Origin of the sequence: Psychrosphaera haliotis (assembly GCF_039523615.1) — a bacterium.
Classification (GTDB): Bacteria; Pseudomonadota; Gammaproteobacteria; order Enterobacterales; family Alteromonadaceae; genus Psychrosphaera; species Psychrosphaera haliotis.
Genome location: NZ_BAAAFQ010000007.1, coordinates 161196 through 176491, shown reverse-complemented (window position 1 = coordinate 176491; position 15296 = coordinate 161196). Strand labels below are relative to the sequence as shown.

Sequence of the window (15296 nt, the reverse complement as noted above, 5' to 3'; positions counted from 1 at the left end):
CAAAAGCCAACAATTAATGTTGGCTTTTTGTTATATCAAGCCCAAAGCTAAACCGCGGGTAAATCTAGTTTAGCAACACCACTTTCTACCGCTGCTATCGATACGGCTCTTGCGACATTCTTTAATAATCTCGGATCCATCGGTTTTGGAATAATGTACTGCGGGCCAAATGTCAGACTACTCACACCTGATGCCTTCAATACTTCTTCCGGCACCGGCTCTTTCGCTAAATTTCGAATCGCTTCAACGGCAGCCACTTTCATTTCATCATTAATAGCCGTTGCTCTTACATCAAGTGCACCTCTAAAAATAAATGGAAAGCACAACACGTTGTTCACTTGGTTAGGGTAATCAGAACGGCCCGTCGCCATTATTAAATCGTCTCTTACTTTTAATGCCAATTCAGGCTTAATTTCAGGATCTGGATTTGAGCAAGCAAATACCACTGGATTTGGCGCCATTAACTTTAACGCCTCAGCAGATAACAAGTTAGCGCCCGATACGCCCACAAACACATCTGCACCTTCAATCACATCTTCTAGTGTTCTTTTATCGGTATTATTAGCAAATAGTTGTTTATATTCGTTTAAGTCATCTCTTCTTGTATGGATAACGCCATTTCTATCCAGCATGTAAATTCGTTCACGCTGTGCACCACATTTAATCAGTAGCTCCATACATGCAATAGCAGCAGCGCCGGCTCCTAGACATACAATAGTGCAATCGTGAATTTGCTTACCTTGTATTTCTAATGCATTGAGCATACCCGCGGCAGTCACAATGGCTGTTCCGTGTTGATCATCATGAAAAACCGGAACATTACATCGGCGCTTTAATTCTTGTTCTATTTCAAAACACTCTGGCGCCTTTATATCTTCTAAATTAATACCACCAAAAGAATCTGCAATATTCGCTACGGTATTTATAAAATCATCAACGGTGTTATGCGTTACTTCAATATCAAAAGAGTCGATATTAGCAAACCGTTTAAATAACAGTGCCTTGCCTTCCATAACAGGTTTTGAGGCTAATGGTCCTAAGTTACCTAAACCTAAAATAGCGGTTCCATTACTAATCACTGCAACAGTATTGCCTTTAGCTGTGTATTTGTATGCATTGTCAGGATCCGCAGCGATCTCTCTCACTGGCTCAGCCACACCTGGGCTATAAGCAAGTGCTAGGTCTTCAACCGTTTCAGCTGGAGTCGTTAGGTTGATACAAATTTTTCCTGGAGATGGTTGGCTATGGTAATCGAGTGCGCGTTGCTTAAAGTCTGACATTAATACGTTCCATTGGAGTGAGTAAACGCCGCCACTGTACGGCATTGGAAAGCCATTCACGACAAGAACTTACACCATATAAGACAACTCATACCACTTGGTTAATTTATTACAACAAAGCGCACAAATGCCGTAAAAAACAGACTCAGTACTAATAAACTCAATAAGCTTACGTTTAATACAAAAGCGTATAGTTAACATCAAATGGGAGAATTTAGTTAGGGTTTAAACGTCGAATTAAATGTTGAGAATTGAACTGTATGAAAAAAAATTACTACGGCAGGTTTTATGGCGTTAAACGTCTAGAGGACTAAAAATCTACTATGTTGAATTTCAGACATAAAAAAAGCACCCGAAGGTGCTTTTTTGCAAGTTAGCAAAATTATTTTTTGCCCAACATGCTGAAACGTTTCTTGAAGCGATCAACACGACCACCAGTGTCAACGTTACGTTGCTGACCTGTGTAGAAAGGGTGACACGCAGAACAAACGTCTAAGTGTAAGTCTTTACAGATTGTAGAACGAGTTACAAACTTGTTACCACAAGAACAAGAAACGTTAATTTCTTCGTATTTAGGGTGAATATCTTTTTGCATGGGATTACCTCATTGGGCCGTATCGCCAAACGGTCACTTATTAAAAATAATGCCGAATACCATACGAGATTTATATAAAATTAGGGCGCGAATTATAATGAGTATCGGGTAAAGATCAAGCGATAATTAAAAGCCACCGCTATTTTCTTTTCATTACTTTCTTGCTTTACGTTGTCGCTGTTTGGCCTTATTAATTTCTGCCACTAACTCAGGGCTTAAATAGATACCGCTACCTGGATACGGTTGACCAAATTGAAAGTCCCATTTAGCAGGCTGAAACTCAGAGACTAGGCGGGTTACACGATTACAAAGCTTGTTTTTAGGTTTAAAACCTAACTTCTTTTCGTAGTTAACTAAGAACTCACGATCTACTTGCTCAAATGCTAGAATACAGTATCCTTCTGTAGAATAAATACGAGCTTCTTGGGCTTCCACCGAACTGGATGAAATACCAATAAAAGCTGCTACAAAAATACTAAATATAAGACGACGCATTTTAACCTTACTTGTCTGTTTTAAGCTCAATAATACAATATAAAGCTTTGTTTATAACAGTAAAAAAGTAAGTGATTGTTCACTTGTTGTCAAGAGAAGCAAAGGTCTGCTAGTTAATGACATTATTTTCGCAAGTTATTTTACACGTTGCCCTGCCCGTGCCTTTAAGGCGCTTGTTCGACTATTTAATGCCTGCCGCTCTTACAGCAAATGAAGACAATGTTGAGCGACTAAAAAACCTAGTCAGCATTGGCCAACGTGTATCCGTTCCGTTTGGACGCCAGACTCTCATTGGCATTGTTATCGCGGTAGACACTAATACTGACCAAAACATAGCCAAGCTTAAAGCTGCGAATGACTTAATTGACAACGAACCTAGCTTTGATGATTCTCAACTCACATTATTAAACTGGGCAGCGGATTATTACCAACATCCCATTGGCGATGTTTTTTCAATGGCGTTGCCAGGCGCGCTCAGAAGCATCAAAACCATTGATGAACAGCTCCCTAAAACGCTACAAAAAGGCGACAAGTTTCCTTCTGCAGACGAATTATCAAAAAATGCCAAGCAACTTCATAAACTCAGAGATTTGCTCGCTAATAATGCTTATACCCGCAGCGAGCTAACTGAATTAGAAGTACCTAGTACCACCATTAAAAAATTTGTTGATCAAAACTGGGCGCAATGGGCTACATGCGGACAAAACACCAGTAAAGTCGAAACTCAACATGTTAACGAAGGGTTGTCGTTAAATACTGAACAAGCTATTGCTGTTGCGGCGATTAATGCCGTTGACCATCACCAATGCTTTTTAATTGATGGCGTGACAGGTAGTGGCAAAACGGAAGTGTACTTACAAGCCATCGAACATCGTTTACTGAATCAATGGCAGGTATTGGTTTGTGTGCCTGAAATAGGCCTTACACCGCAAACTATCGCTCGATTTAAACAACGTTTTAATGTTCCCGTTGCGCTGTGGCATTCGGGCATGACAGACAAACAGCGTTTTGATACCTGGCAACAAACTAGAAGCGGCCACGCTCGTATCGTTATTGCTACTCGTTCTGGTATTTTTCTGCCTTTTAAATCATTAGGCATGATCATCATTGACGAAGAACACGACGCTTCATTTAAACAACAAGATGGCTTTAAATACCATTGTCGCAGTTTAGCGCTGTATCGAGCCCACCAAGCGGGTATTCCCGTTGTTTTGGGTTCGGCCACGCCAAGCCTTGAAAGTTTATACAATGCTGAACAAGGTAAATTTAGTTACCTTCAATTGCAGAAGCGTGCAGGTAATAGTCAACTACCCACCACGCATTTGCTCGACTTGAACCGATGTCAAAGCCAAGCGTCATTAGGTCAGCCATTAATTGATGAAATGGCTAAACAAATCAATAACGGCCAGCAGGTCATGTTGTTTATTAATCGTCGTGGTTTTGCTCCCGTTTTAATGTGTGAAGAATGCCACTGGCTTACGGAATGTTCACGTTGCAGTAGCTTTACGACATATCATAAAGGCAGCAACTTACTTATTTGCCATCATTGTGGTTTCCAGCACCCAACGTTGCATCAATGCTTGGGCTGTGGTTCAACTCGAATGACGCCAGTTGGCGTAGGTACGGAACAAATAGAAACCAATTTGGCAACGTTATTTCCAAATGTAGACGTTGTTCGTTTAGATAGAGACAGCACCAGTAAAAAAGGTGAGTTTGATAATAAACTAAATCAAATTAACTCGGGCAAGCCAATGATCATAGTTGGCACCCAGATGATTGCCAAAGGTCATCACTTTCCAAATGTGAGCTTAGTGGGCATTGTTGATGTTGATGGCGCGCTATTTAGTAGTGACTTTAGAGCTGCTGAAAAACTTTCGCAATTGGTGGTGCAAGTTGCAGGTCGCGCAGGTCGCGGTTCAGTAAAAGGCCAAGTGTGGTTGCAAACTAAGTTTCCTGAACATCCCGTTATCCAAGATTTAGTTAACAACGAATATAAAGACTTTGCCAAATTTGCTCTTAGCGAACGCAAAATGTTGAACTTACCGCCCTACTCTCATCACATCGTAATAAGAGCGGAAACCACAGTCCCTAACTTGGGCCTTGAATGGTTGAGCAACTTGTCTAATTACTTGCATGATTACGAAGGCCTGTTAATGTTAGGTCCGACTCCGGCCCCAATGACCAGAAAAGCGGGCAAATTCCGACATATGTTAACTATACAAAGCCAATCTCGTCCTTATTTGCACAAATTAGTTAATTGGTTGTTAGAAAACTTGGATACCATTCAAAAGGATAATAGAATCCGTTGGTCGGTCGATGTTGACCCAATTGATTTAAGTTAAAGTATTAAGGCTCTCTGCCCCTATGAAAAACAAAGATTACGTTAGTCAGAAAAAAAGACAAAAAGCACCCAAGCAAGAAGCACCTAAAGGTCGCCCGTTTCCAGTGGTTAAGATGTTAGTAGTAGCAGGCTTAATAGCAGCCTTTGTTGGCGGCTTGCTGTTTATTAAAGACGATTCCAATGACTTTCAGGACCAAGCTCCTACTGTTCATAAAAAAGCGGTAAAAAAATCAAAGCCACTACCGCCACCTCCTGAAGATGAAGAGTGGTCATTTATAGAAGAGCTTGAAAACAAAAACGTTGAAGTAGAATCTGAAGAACTTAAAGATCGCGGCCCATACAAAATGCAGTGCGCTAGTTTCCGCAGTCAATCAGACGCAGAAGGCTTTAAAGCTCGTATCGCATTTGCTGGCTTTGAATCTCAAGTTATCCCTTCACAAGGCACATCAGGCATGTGGTACAAAGTCATTTTAGGTCCATTTGAGCGTAAGCGTGATGCTGAAAAAACGCGTCATATCCTAAAGCGAAATGACATCAGAGGCTGTCAAATCTGGCTATGGCGTTAAGCATTTAACGCCACCTCTTGAATTCCCCATAATTATCCCTACATAAGCTAGACTTATTTAAAAAATCTGGAGTGATTATTCATGACCACAATTGTATCTGTACGACGTGGAAAAGAAGTTGTACTTGGTGGTGACGGACAAGTGTCACTTGGCAATACTGTAATGAAAGGCAACGCTGTTAAAGTTCGCCGTTTATACAAAGGCAAAGTAATCGCAGGTTTTGCAGGCGGCACCGCCGATGCGTTTACCTTATTTGAAAAGTTTGAAGCTAAATTAGAAATGCACCAAGGTCATTTGACTAAAGCAGCCGTTGAGCTTGCTAAAGACTGGCGCACTGACAAAATGTTAAGAAAGCTAGAAGCATTATTGGCGGTAGCAGATGAAACGGCGTCACTCATTATTTCTGGCAATGGTGATGTTATTCAGCCTGAAAATGATCTTATCGCTATTGGCTCTGGTGGCCCATTTGCACAAGCTGCGGCAACGGCGATGTTGGAAAACACTGAGTTAGGCGCTAGAGACATTGTTGAAAAGAGCTTAAATATTGCTGGTTCAATTTGTGTATATACCAATACAAATTTAACTATTGAAGAATTGTAACAATCGCAACATATAAGAATTAAGGTTATTCCATGTCATCAATGACCCCTAGAGAAATTGTTCATGAATTAGATCAACACATTGTTGGTCAAGACAATGCGAAAAAAGCAGTGGCTATTGCACTACGAAATCGCTGGCGCAGAATGCAGTTAGAACCAACACTACGCGCTGAAGTTACGCCTAAAAATATACTTATGATTGGCCCAACAGGTGTTGGTAAAACTGAAATTGCCCGTCGTTTAGCTAAGTTAGCTAACGCACCATTCATAAAGGTTGAAGCCACTAAGTTCACAGAAGTGGGTTATGTTGGTAAAGAAGTAGAATCTATCATTCGCGATCTTACGGAAATATCCGTTAAGTTAACGCGTGAAGTTGCTATCGAAAAGAACAAACACAAAGCTGAAGAAGCGGCTGAAGAACGTATTTTAGATGCGTTGTTACCGCCAGCTCGCGATACGTTTGGTCAAGTCGTAGAATCTGACCAACCAGAAAGCTCAGCTCGCCAAGTGCTTCGTAAGCGTTTTCGTCAAGGTGAACTAGACGATAAAGAAATTGAAATCGACGTTGCTCAAAAAGAGATTGGCGTAGAGATAATGGCGCCTCCTGGCATGGAAGAAATGACATCTCAGTTGCAGGGCATGTTCCAAAATCTGTCTGGTGATAAAACTAAGCCACGTAAACTTAAAGTAGCAGCAGCTTTTAAAATGTTGCTTGATGAAGAAGCGGCAAAGTTAATTAACAATGACGATTTAAAAGAAATGGCCATTGAAGCTGTTGAACAAAACGGCATTGTATTTATTGATGAAATCGACAAAATTTGTAAGCGTGAAGGTGCTAACAGCGCGGATGTTTCACGTGAAGGTGTTCAGCGCGACCTACTACCATTAGTAGAAGGCAGCACAGTCACTACAAAATACGGCATGGTTAAAACAGACCACATGTTGTTTATTGCGTCTGGTGCTTTCCAAATGAGCAAACCTTCAGATCTAATTCCTGAGCTGCAAGGTCGACTACCAATTCGTGTTGAGCTAAATGCATTAACACCTGAAGACTTTGAACGAATCTTAACTGAGCCAAATGCTTCTTTAACTGAACAATACAGAGCGCTACTTGCAACAGAAGGCGTGACTGTAACATTCAGTGAAGACGGTATTAAACAAATCGCTCAAGCGGCCTTCAGAGTCAATGAGAAAAACGAAAACATTGGTGCACGAAGACTTCATACTGTTCTAGAGCATTTGATTGAAGAGATTTCTTACAATGCTTCAGACCGTACCGGCGAATCTTTTGTTATTGACGCTAGTTTTGTTAAAGACAACTTAGACGAAGTAATCGAAGACGAAGACTTAAGTAAGTTTATTCTGTAGCTTGCTGTTATCAAATAGACTTCGGTCATGAAGTAAGAATTATAGCTAAGGCACTGTTTAAAGCAGTGCCTTTTTATTACCCTCAATCCTCCAGCTTCCAACTTTCCTTTTAACATTTGTGTGTTAATGTTTAATTAGTCTGTTTTTTAAGCTAATACTGACGGCAAATAGGAAAATAAATGAAAATCACCTTTTATGGTGCCCGTGCTCAAATACCCACGCCAGGACCCGAAACTCAAAGGTTTGGAGGGAATACACATTGTATTTTGTTAACCAGTAATGACGGTCAAAAGTTACTAGTCAATGCAGGTTCAGGTTTAAGGTTCGCCAGTCATGAATTTGAGGATTACCGCGATCCTATCCATTTATTATTGAGCCAACACCATTGGGATCATATTCAAGGTTTTCCGTTTTTTGATTCTATTAAAAAGCCACAGCAACAAATAATGATTTATCCCGCCAATACTAATGAAGATCATGACATCGCCATATTGGATCAAATAAATAAGACCTATACCGTTGATAAATTCCACCTATTGCCTTCCACAATTACCATAAAAAAAACCAAGTTCAATTTACCTGAGCCTGTGCAAATTGGTGATTTTTCAGTGCAAGCTATGAAGGTAAATCACCCTGGCGGCGGCTCCGCTTACAAAATAAGTTGTGATGACAAAACCGTGGTTATTTGCAATAACAATGAACTGTTCGCACCACCACAGCACAACTACCACAGCTTTGAAGAATGGTGTTTGTTTTGCCAATACGCTGACCTGTTAATACACGATGCAAGATATATGAACGCCGATATGGCTAATCATGTGGGCAATGGACATAGTTGTTTAGGTGATGCCATAGAGTTGGCAAATGCAGCAGAAGTAAAAATGTTATGTATGTCTTGTTTAGACCCATCGAGCAGCGATGAGTTATTGGACTTTTTGAATACAAGATTATTTGCAGACCGTTTACCCTTTAGTTTCTTTTTTGCAAAAGAAGGCCGACAAATGCATGTATAAATTTGCATTGCCAGCCTTTAGGTATTCAGTTTGATTTATAACGCAGACTAACTTTATTCGCTTTTAGGATCGCGAGCTAATAGCGCCATTGCTGCGTATTCCGCAGGTTTATCTTGATAAAGAACTTGGTAGATTTGCTCAGTAATTGGCATTTCAACACCCGCTCTTTGTGACAGCATGTGAACTTCTTTAGTATTGCGGTAACCTTCTACCACTTGACCAATTTCAGTCATTGCTTCATCAACAGACTTACCTTGCCCCAACGCTAAACCAAAGCGACGGTTACGAGACTGGTTATCTGTACATGTTAATACTAAATCACCAAGACCCGCCATGCCCATCAAAGATTGAGGATCCGCGCCAAGTGCAGAAGCCAATCGCATCATTTCCGCTAAACCACGGGTTATTAATGCCGTTCTTGCGTTTGCACCGTAACCAATGCCATCGGCCATACCAGCACCAATAGCAATTACGTTTTTAACCGCACCACCTAATTGAACAGCGGTAAAGTCTTTGTTTTTATAAACTCGAAACTTTCTTTCGCAGTGCAATAAATCACATAACAACTGAGCAAAATCATCATCTTCTGAAGAACAAGAAATGGCGGTTGGTAAGCCTTTCACCATTTCTTTTGCAAAAGTAGGACCTGACAATACCGCGTATGACGGTTCAGTACCAAGTACATCTTTTGCTACATCTTGCAGTAAACGACCCGACTCAGGATCTAATCCTTTTGTCGCCCAACACAGCTTCGCATTAGATCGCAGCATTGGTTTTATTTGTACTAACAAATCCGAAAAAACGTGACTTGGCACTACAACCAAATGAATTTCAGCTTGTGTTACCGCAAACTCAAGCTCGTCAGTAACATGCAAACTCTCTGGAAATAAAGCACCAGGCAGATATTTAGCGTTCTCTCGTGAAGATTGCATATCGGCGACTTGTTTTTTATCGCGTCCCCACATAATGACTTCATGGCCATTGCGGGCAAAACAAAACGCCAGTGCAGTCCCGTAAGAGCCTGCACCTAATACTGCAATTTTAAACTTTTTAGCAATAGTCATAGATTAAGAATCTAGAGCTTGGCCTTCAGCAGCCTGTTTCTTTGCTTGCTCCATGTATTGAGCGAACAACATATCAAAATTAACAGGTGCAAGGTTTAGTGCTGGGAACGTACCACGGTTTACTAAGTTAGAAACCGCTTCACGTGCATATGGGAATAATGTATTTGGACAGAATGCACCAAGAATATGAGCCATTTGTTGCTCAGGCATGTTACCTAAAACAAAAATACCCGCTTGTTGAACTTCACATAAAAATGCTGTTTGATCTTCAACGGTTGCCGTTACTGTTACTGATAATACAACTTCAAATACGCCAGGTTCAATTTGCGTGCTCTTGTTATCAAGATCAAGCTTAACTTCGGGCTTCCACTCTTTAGTGAAAATAGTTGGTGCGTTTGGCGCTTCAAAAGAAAGATCTTTTAAGAAGATACGTTGAATTGAGAATTGTGGTGCGCCTTGCTCTTCTTGAGCAGCTGTAGTTTGGTCTGTCATAAATATTCCTGAAAATTATAATTATTGTTTTAAATACGATTAACGCTACTTTGAAAAAGTTTGAACTAAAGTAACGCTGCTAATTTGTTTTGTGATTCTAATGCAAAAAGCTCGTCACAACCGCCAACATGTACGTCACCAATAAAAATTTGTGGCACCGTATGTCTGCCAGAAGCACGCTCAATCATTGGCGCTCTAAGCTCTGGTTGTTGGTCAATTTTAATTTCGTTGTAAGTCACGTTCTTAGAATCTAAAAGTGACTTTGCTCTAACGCAAAATGGGCAATAAGCCTTGGTGTAAATATCAACTTGTTTCATCGTAAACCTTAATCGACTTATTTGCTTTTAATTACTGGTAAGTTTGCACTTGTCCACGTTTGCATGCCGCCCTGTAAAACAGTCACTTGCTCAAACCCAGACTTCACTAAAGCATTTGCTGCCGTTTTAGCTGAAATACCTGCATTACATACTACTACTATTGGGTTCGACTTATTTTTTTCAAGTGAACCAAACTGCTCTTTGGTGATTTTTTCCATCGGCAAGTTAACTGCGTCAGTAATATGACCTTTGTTAAATTCTGCCGTCTTACGAATATCTAAAACTACCGCATTTTGGCGGTTAACCAACATCGTCATTTCGTGTGAATTAACCGTTTTTACTTTAGACATCGCGCCAGAAACATAGCTCGATACTAATAAAACAAATAAGATAGCCCACGCAGCCGTCATGTATACGTGGTTTCCTAAAAACTCGATAAATTGCGCCATTTATTTTTAATCCATTTTTACAACTAAAGTCGCGCGATTATACCTACATATAAGAAAGAGTCCAAAAGCTAAATTTTTGTGACTTTCATGCGCATTTGACGTTAGAATAATCAATCTAAAATTTATCCAATCTGATGAGTAAGTTATGTCTGATAAAAAACCATTTGTACTCTGCATTTTAGATGGCTGGGGCCATAGAGAAGAAACTTCAAATAACGCCATTGCACACGCTAAAACGCCTGTTTTAGACCAACTTTGGAACGAGTGTCCGAGCACACTTATTTCAGGTAGTGGCATGGACGTAGGTTTACCAGACGGACAAATGGGTAACTCTGAAGTTGGCCATGTTAATTTAGGTGCAGGCCGTATTGTTTATCAAGACTTTACTCGTATTAGCAAAGCCATTGACGATGGTGAGTTTTTCAAAAACCCAACCCTTGTGAAGTCAGTAGATGATGCACTAGCAAAAGATGGTGCTGTTCATATCATGGGATTGTTATCACCTGGTGGTGTTCATAGCCATGAAGATCATATTTTAGCGATGGTAAAATTGGCCGAACAACGCGGTGCAAAAAAAGTATATGTTCACGCTTTCCTTGATGGACGTGATACGCCACCTCGCAGTGCAAAAGCCTCCATTAAAACACTTGAATCTCATTTTGAAAAAACTCAGTCTGGAAAAGTAGCGTCGTTAATTGGTCGTTATTATGCAATGGACAGGGATAACCGTTGGGACCGAGTTGAAGCCGCTTATAACATGCTGACATTAGGTACTGCGGAATTTACTGCAACGTCTGGCGTTGAAGGCTTAGAAAATGCCTATGCTCGTGATGAAAATGATGAGTTTGTTAAAGCGACTGTCATTGGCACACCAGCAAAAGTTGAAGACAACGATACATTAATTTTTATGAACTTCAGAGCAGACCGAGCACGCGAAATTTCTCGCAGTTTTGTTGACGCTGACTTTGATGGCTTTGAACGAAAGTCCACGCCAAAATTATCTGAGTTTGTGATGCTTACAGAATATGCAGCGGATATTAAAACCGTCTCTGCATTTCCGCCAGCTACGCTAGATAATGTATTAGGTGAATGGTTAGAAAAACATAACAAAACTCAACTGCGAATTTCTGAAACCGAAAAATATGCACACGTTACGTTTTTCTTTTCTGGTGGTCGTGAAGACTTGTTTGATGGTGAAAAACGCGAGTTGATTCCTTCACCGCAGGTAGCTACCTACGATTTGCAGCCTGAAATGAACTCTGAACTACTGACAGACAAACTTGTTGAAGCTATTAAATCACAAGATTACGATTTCATTGTTGTAAACTATCCAAATGGCGACATGGTTGGCCATACTGGCGTTTTTGACGCCGCAGTAAAAGCGTGTGAAGCGGTAGATCATGGTGTAGGCCGTGTGGTTGAAGCATTGCGTGAAGTGGGCGGAGAATGTCTTATCACTGCGGACCATGGTAATGCAGAACAAATGAGTGATGCAAAAACAGGCCAAGCACATACAGCACATACAAGTGAGCCAGTTCCATTTATTTATGTAGGAAGACCAGCTACAACAGTAGCAAACGGTAAACTGAGTGATGTTGCTCCAACTATTTTAAATTTGATTGGAATGGAACAACCTGCAGAAATGACGGGCAAACCGTTAATGTTGGTAGACTAAAATGATGACACAAGGACTTGTGCGTATTTTATTGGGTGCGGCTATTGGACTTTTTTGTTTCAATGCTGCACCGGTTCAAGCTACTCAACTTGAGAAGTCGAACAAGCAGCTAGCTGCGATTAAAGAGCAAATTCGCCAACAGGCACTTGCTCTAGAAGAAAAGATGGATGAAAAGTCCTCCCTTGAGAATACCTTTAAAAGAGCGGAGCTTAAGGTATCAGAGTTAGTTATTGCCTTAAAGCAGACTCAAAATAAGCTCGATGGACTCAACAAAAAAGTTAAAAAGCTCACACAAGAACAAAACAAATTAAAAGAGCAGCAAAAACAGCAACAAAAAATTCTTAGTGAAATGGTTCGTATCGCTTACTTAAACGGAAAGCATGATTACACCAAACTTTTACTCAATCAAAATGATCCTGCCCAACTTGAACGCCTGATCACCTATTATCGAAAACTAAATGGCGCTCGAATTGAGCAACTCGACGAGATTGAATATACCTTATCAAGACTCAACGAAATAGCCGTCGACTTAGCGGAGAAAAAGCAGCAACTATTTGAGTTAAAAGAACAGCAAAAACAAGAACGTTCTCAGTTGGTGAGTCGACAAAATGACCGTAAAAATGCGTTAGCTAAACTAAATAAGCGCATTGCAACCGACGCAAATAAGTTAGAGCAACTACAAGCAGACCAACAGCGGTTAGCGCTGGCTATAGAAAAAGCACAACAAAATGCAGTTCCTCGCCCAGAAGACTTAGCTGGCTTGTTTAAATTAAAGAAGAAGTTGTCTTGGCCTGCAAAAGGTCGTATTTCGAAACGGTTTGGTCAACGACGCCAAGGCTCTATGCGCTGGAAAGGCGTAATGATTGATGGCAACTTAGGTAAACCCGTTAACGCCATTGCCGACGGCATTGTTTTATATACCGACTGGTTAAAAGGCTTTGGCTGGGTCACGGTAATTGATCACGGTAAAGGTTACATGAGCTTGTACGGACATAACCAAGCCCTGCTAAAACAAGCCGGTGACTTTGTAGAAAAAGGCGAACCTGTTGCACTGTTAGGACAAAGTGGTGGTAAATCATCTCCGGGTCTTTACTTTGAAATACGCTACAAAGGTAAAACCGTTGATCCTGCTCGCTGGTGCAAATAAGTTGTAACTGCTGATAAAGGTGACATTACTGATCAGTTCGTTATAATCACAACATAACTACAAGAATTGTTTAAAATTCAATCAAGCTATCATTCAGATATAACTGAAGAGGCTTAATGTAATCAAATATAAAAATTAATATAAAAATAGATTATTAACGTGCGCTTAAAAATAAAATGGATTGGCTTTATAGCCTTGGCTCTGAGTTTCTTTGTGCCTAATGTTTTTGCCGGAAAAGTGGCAATCGTCATTGACGACATTGGGTACAAAAAATCAGACCGACAATTATTAAACTTAAATGCGGCTTTAACCTTCGCAGTGCTTCCGCACACCCCGCTTGGCGCAGAATACGCTAAACTAGCGGCGCAAAATAAACGCGACGTAATTATCCACTTACCTATGCAAGCCCGCCAACACAATCGACTGTTAGGTCCTGGCGCGTTGCTTACAGACATGACAAAACAACAATACCAACAAACACTTATATCCGCTCTGGAAGACATTCCCTATGCCGTTGGTGTAAATAATCATATGGGCAGCTTGTTAACGCAAATGGAACAACCAATGGCCTGGACCATGGAATTACTGCGTCAGCACAATATGTTTTTTCTTGATAGCAAAACAACCAAACACAGCAAAATAGAATCAGTGGCATCTGAGTGGGGCGTTAATGCTTTGCATAGAAACATATTTCTAGATCATCACCGCGATAAGAAACAAATAAGAAAGCAGTTTAAACGACTTATTAATATCGCGAAGAACTATGGAATGGCGATTGGTATTGGTCACCCTTACGGTGAAACGTATGAAGTATTGCAGGAACAAATAGGTGAGTTAGAAGCTGCGGGTATTGAACTTGTGCCGCTTTCAAGTTTGCTTCCTACCTCACCAGTTATTCAGTTTGCTGGCCAAAGACCAGACTATCAAACACAAGAACCAACCATCAGCGAATAGTTGGTTCTAAGTTACAAGCCTAAGGCTCAACCCCAAATGAGCTACACCACTTCAACTTCATAAGAAGTAAACTTCCTGACGTTGATCACGCCTGTATCAAAAATTAGATACTGGCCTTTTATGCCTTCTAAAATGCCCGTTACTACTGGCTCTTTATCAAAGTTGTGAGACTTAATTTTTTCTGGGTATTGCGTAACAGGGAATGCAATATCAACGATATTTTCATCCAAAAGCTCAACTGCATCAGCACCATATTTAAGCCTAATGTCATCAAGTCGAGCGTCTATTTGTGGAATCAACTCTGCCGCTCTTTGTTTTAAATCCATTTCCACGTTATCGCCTTTCAGCATTGCTCGCCAATTTGTTTTGTCGGCAATAAAATCCGCCAAGGCGACTTCCACCAAGCCTGAAATTAAACGTGTTTTTACTTTAAAAATAGGTAAAGCCTGCGTTGCACCTTGGTCTATCCATCGTGTTGGGATTTGAGTATGTCGAGTAATACCCACTTTTAGGCCAGATGTATTTGAAAGGTAAACATAATGCGGGATCATACAATTGTCTTCGCCCCATTGAGGCTCTCTGCACGTACCTTCTGCATGATGACAAGTTTCTGGTTTCATAATGCACATGTCACAAGCGGCCAGTTTTCTCATGCATGGAAAACAAAATCCTTGAGAAAAACTCTTTTTGGTTTTTTTACCGCAATTAGAACAATTGATATTGCCTGTGTGTGTCAGCGTTAATTGAGTACCAATACGAGCCGACAAATCAATTTCATCACTACCAACAGGTAAGGAATACGTCACCTTATTATCCGATAACGTTGAACGCATTTTTTTTATATTTCCAATCATTCCAAACCTCTTTAATTCACCAAATACACAAACAAAAAAACCAGCCGAAGCTGGTTTAATTATACGTTAGTTTTTAGCGAGGATAAG

Annotated in this window: 16 protein-coding genes; 8 read left to right on the top strand and 8 right to left on the bottom strand. The window is 40.5% G+C overall.

Annotated elements, in window-relative coordinates; translation table 11 throughout:
* Window positions 1-47: 47 nt before the first annotated feature.
* From ABD009_RS10425 to ABD009_RS10415, 3 genes are all read right to left on the bottom strand, one after another.
* Window positions 48-1280: a malic enzyme-like NAD(P)-binding protein gene (locus ABD009_RS10425; protein ID WP_155696374.1), complete on the bottom strand. Its 1233-nt coding sequence runs from the start codon at window positions 1278-1280 to the stop codon at window positions 48-50.
* Between the two features lie 382 nt (window positions 1281-1662).
* Complete coding sequence (rpmE, locus tag ABD009_RS10420) at window positions 1663-1875, bottom strand: 50S ribosomal protein L31 (RefSeq protein ID WP_155696375.1); 213 nt, start codon at window positions 1873-1875, stop codon at window positions 1663-1665.
* A 153-nt stretch (window positions 1876-2028) separates the two neighbouring features.
* The gene (locus ABD009_RS10415; RefSeq protein ID WP_155696376.1) at window positions 2029-2370 is read right to left on the bottom strand and encodes a hypothetical protein; all 342 of its coding nucleotides are present in this window, start codon (window positions 2368-2370) and stop codon (window positions 2029-2031) included.
* A gap of 116 nt (window positions 2371-2486) precedes the next feature.
* Here ABD009_RS10415 and priA point away from each other — a divergent pair, with 116 nt between their 5' ends.
* The 5 genes from priA (at window position 2487) to ABD009_RS10390 (ending at window position 8257) form a co-directional block, all read left to right on the top strand.
* A complete protein-coding gene (gene priA, locus ABD009_RS10410) occupies window positions 2487-4712 on the top strand; it encodes a primosomal protein N' (RefSeq protein ID WP_343825171.1) in 2226 nt (741 codons plus the stop codon).
* Between the two features lie 22 nt (window positions 4713-4734).
* On the top strand, window positions 4735-5277 hold the full coding sequence (locus ABD009_RS10405) for an SPOR domain-containing protein (protein WP_343825169.1): 543 nt from the start codon (window positions 4735-4737) through the stop codon (window positions 5275-5277).
* 81 nt (window positions 5278-5358) lie between these two features.
* A complete protein-coding gene (gene hslV, locus ABD009_RS10400; RefSeq protein WP_155696378.1) occupies window positions 5359-5877 on the top strand; it encodes an ATP-dependent protease subunit HslV in 519 nt (172 codons plus the stop codon).
* Between the two features lie 32 nt (window positions 5878-5909).
* Window positions 5910-7244 (top strand): ATP-dependent protease ATPase subunit HslU, encoded by a 1335-nt coding sequence (hslU, locus tag ABD009_RS10395; RefSeq protein ID WP_343825167.1) that lies wholly within the window; start codon window positions 5910-5912, stop codon window positions 7242-7244.
* 179 nt (window positions 7245-7423) lie between these two features.
* Window positions 7424-8257: an MBL fold metallo-hydrolase gene (locus ABD009_RS10390; RefSeq protein WP_343825165.1), complete on the top strand. Its 834-nt coding sequence runs from the start codon at window positions 7424-7426 to the stop codon at window positions 8255-8257.
* A 53-nt stretch (window positions 8258-8310) separates the two neighbouring features.
* Here ABD009_RS10390 and gpsA read toward each other — a convergent pair whose 3' ends face one another.
* The 4 genes from gpsA to ABD009_RS10370 all read right to left on the bottom strand — a co-directional run bounded on the left by gpsA (window position 8311) and on the right by ABD009_RS10370 (window position 10579).
* Window positions 8311-9321, bottom strand: a complete 1011-nt coding sequence (gene gpsA, locus ABD009_RS10385; RefSeq protein WP_343825163.1) for an NAD(P)H-dependent glycerol-3-phosphate dehydrogenase — start codon at window positions 9319-9321, stop codon at window positions 8311-8313.
* Between the two features lie 3 nt (window positions 9322-9324).
* Entirely contained in the window at window positions 9325-9813 is a 489-nt protein-coding gene (gene secB, locus ABD009_RS10380; protein ID WP_343825162.1) for a protein-export chaperone SecB, read from the bottom strand.
* 65 nt (window positions 9814-9878) lie between these two features.
* Complete coding sequence (grxC, locus tag ABD009_RS10375) at window positions 9879-10130, bottom strand: glutaredoxin 3 (RefSeq protein WP_155696383.1); 252 nt, start codon at window positions 10128-10130, stop codon at window positions 9879-9881.
* 17 nt (window positions 10131-10147) lie between these two features.
* Entirely contained in the window at window positions 10148-10579 is a 432-nt protein-coding gene (locus ABD009_RS10370; RefSeq protein WP_155696384.1) for a rhodanese-like domain-containing protein, read from the bottom strand.
* A gap of 145 nt (window positions 10580-10724) precedes the next feature.
* Here ABD009_RS10370 and gpmM point away from each other — a divergent pair, with 145 nt between their 5' ends.
* From gpmM to ABD009_RS10355, 3 genes are all read left to right on the top strand, one after another.
* Window positions 10725-12254, top strand: coding sequence for a 2,3-bisphosphoglycerate-independent phosphoglycerate mutase (gpmM, locus tag ABD009_RS10365; RefSeq protein WP_343825159.1), 1530 nt, complete (start codon window positions 10725-10727; stop codon window positions 12252-12254).
* A gap of 1 nt (window position 12255) precedes the next feature.
* Window positions 12256-13401 (top strand): murein hydrolase activator EnvC family protein, encoded by a 1146-nt coding sequence (locus ABD009_RS10360; RefSeq protein WP_155696386.1) that lies wholly within the window; start codon window positions 12256-12258, stop codon window positions 13399-13401.
* A gap of 159 nt (window positions 13402-13560) precedes the next feature.
* Complete coding sequence (locus ABD009_RS10355; protein WP_330997806.1) at window positions 13561-14355, top strand: divergent polysaccharide deacetylase family protein; 795 nt, start codon at window positions 13561-13563, stop codon at window positions 14353-14355.
* A gap of 41 nt (window positions 14356-14396) precedes the next feature.
* Here ABD009_RS10355 and ABD009_RS10350 read toward each other — a convergent pair whose 3' ends face one another.
* The gene (locus ABD009_RS10350; protein ID WP_155696387.1) at window positions 14397-15209 is read right to left on the bottom strand and encodes a DUF2797 domain-containing protein; all 813 of its coding nucleotides are present in this window, start codon (window positions 15207-15209) and stop codon (window positions 14397-14399) included.
* Window positions 15210-15296 lie beyond the last annotated feature (87 nt).